General features: G+C 70.8%; 1 protein-coding gene and 2 pseudogenes. 2 read left to right on the top strand and 1 reads right to left on the bottom strand.

Features of this window, described 5'->3' with window-relative positions:
- Both AB8Z75_RS34645 and AB8Z75_RS34640 read left to right on the top strand, forming a co-directional pair.
- A pseudogene (locus AB8Z75_RS34645) lies at nt 1-129 on the top strand (phage tail tape measure protein); the annotation flags it as partial.
- A gap of 24 nt (nt 130-153) precedes the next feature.
- Nucleotides 154-255 (top strand): annotated as a pseudogene (locus AB8Z75_RS34640) (phage tail tape measure protein); the annotation flags it as partial.
- A 106-nt stretch (nt 256-361) separates the two neighbouring features.
- Here AB8Z75_RS34640 and AB8Z75_RS34635 read toward each other — a convergent pair.
- Nucleotides 362-1,537 (bottom strand): GDSL-type esterase/lipase family protein, encoded by a 1,176-nt coding sequence (locus AB8Z75_RS34635; protein ID WP_369209063.1) that lies wholly within the window; start codon nt 1,535-1,537, stop codon nt 362-364.
- Nucleotides 1,538-1,613 lie beyond the last annotated feature (76 nt).

Genomic DNA, 1,613 nt, shown 5'->3' with positions numbered 1-1,613 from the left:
ACCTTCGACCAGTACCACGTCAAGGGCACCCCCGACAAGCTCACCGACCCCGTGGCCAACATCGTCGCCGCCTGCAACTACGCAGCCGACCGCTACGGCTCCATGGACAACGTCGACTCCGCCTACTGAGCAGAAGGCAACCCAGCCGACCGCACCCCCGACAAACTCACCGACCCCGTGGCCAACATCGTCGCCGCCTGCAACTACGCAGCCGACCGCTACGGCTCCATGGACAACGTCGACTCCGCCTACTGAGCARAAGGCAACCCAGCCGACACCACACACACGCCCACGCAGCGCATGCGACACCCCGAGCGGGTGGGAGGAACACCCTCCCACCCGCTCGACGCGTCTGCGGGCCTCAGGGTGCGAGCGGGCCGTCGGGGCCGAAGGCCAGCTCGGCGAAACGTTCGCCGATACGGCGGTGTGCGGCGGCGTCCGGGTGGAGCTGGTCGGGCAGCGGCAGCTCGGCGAAGTCGGTCTCGCCGTAGAGCTCCCGGCCGTCGAGGTAGAACAGATGCGGATCGCGCGCTGCCCGCTGGGCGACGATGCGTGCGAGCTCCTCCCTGATGAGGGTGAGGGTCAGCTTTCCCGCGGCCCGCTCCGCCGGGTCGCCCATGGCCCGAAACAGCATCTTCCCCGAGCTGAGGTCGCTGAAGTCCGGAGCACAGGGCCCCGGGGTGTCCTCGTGTATGGGGCACAGGATCGACGAGACGACCAGCAGGGGGGTGGTGGGGTGCCCTTCGCGGATCGTGTCGAGGAAGCCGTGCACGGCCGGGGTGAAGGCCCGCAGCCGCATCAGGTCGCTGTTGACGAGGTTGATGCCGAGCTTGACGCTGATCAGGTCCGCGGGAGTGTCCCGCATGGTGCGGGCGGTGAACGGGTCGAGCAGGGCGCTGCCGCCGAGCCCGAGATTGACCAGTTCGACACCGCCGCGCGAGGCGGCCAGCGCGGGCCAGGTGCTGGTGGGTCCCGCGGCGTCGGAGCCGTGGCTGATCGAACTGCCGTGGTGCAGCCACACCTTGCGCCCCTGGTCGGGTACGGGCTCGACGGGAGCGTCGGTGCGCAGCGCGCCGAGTTCGGTGGTCTCGTTGTGCGGCAGCCAGATCTCGATGTCCTTGGCCCGGTCGGGCAAGCCCGCGAAGCGGAGCGTGTCGGCCGGTCCCGGCGCGGTCTCGGCGGTTCCGGCGAGCATGTCGATGGTGAGGGTGTTGCCGCCGGTGGCGGTCGCCTGGCCGGCGTGCCGGCCGTCGACGAGCAGCTCGTACACGCCGTCCGGCCGGGGCGGAGCGCCCGCGTAGACGCGCTTGGTGGGCAGGACGTCCAGCTCCACGGTGGTGGCCCTGGTACGGAGTACCAGACGGACCCCCGAGGGCTGTGACTCGGCCATGGCGAGTTGCCCGTCGCCGTACTGGGCTCGGACCCAGGCGGGCAGCCGGTGCGGCATGACGCCGTGCGTGGTCTGCTCCAGGTCGGCGGCGCCGCGTACGAGGTCCATGGTGACCGGCGTGGTGATCCAGTCGTGCTCGGAGTTCATTGATCCAGCCTGTGTGGTCGGGAAGGCCGCTCCGCGCCCAGGCGCGGGCGCGCGACGGGGTGGGTCGGATTGGGGC

Origin of the sequence: Streptomyces sp. PU-14G, from assembly GCF_041028275.1 — a bacterium.
Classification (GTDB): domain Bacteria; phylum Actinomycetota; class Actinomycetes; order Streptomycetales; family Streptomycetaceae; genus Streptomyces.
Note: the sequence above shows the minus strand (reverse complement) of the source record. Positions and strands in the feature narration are given on the sequence as shown.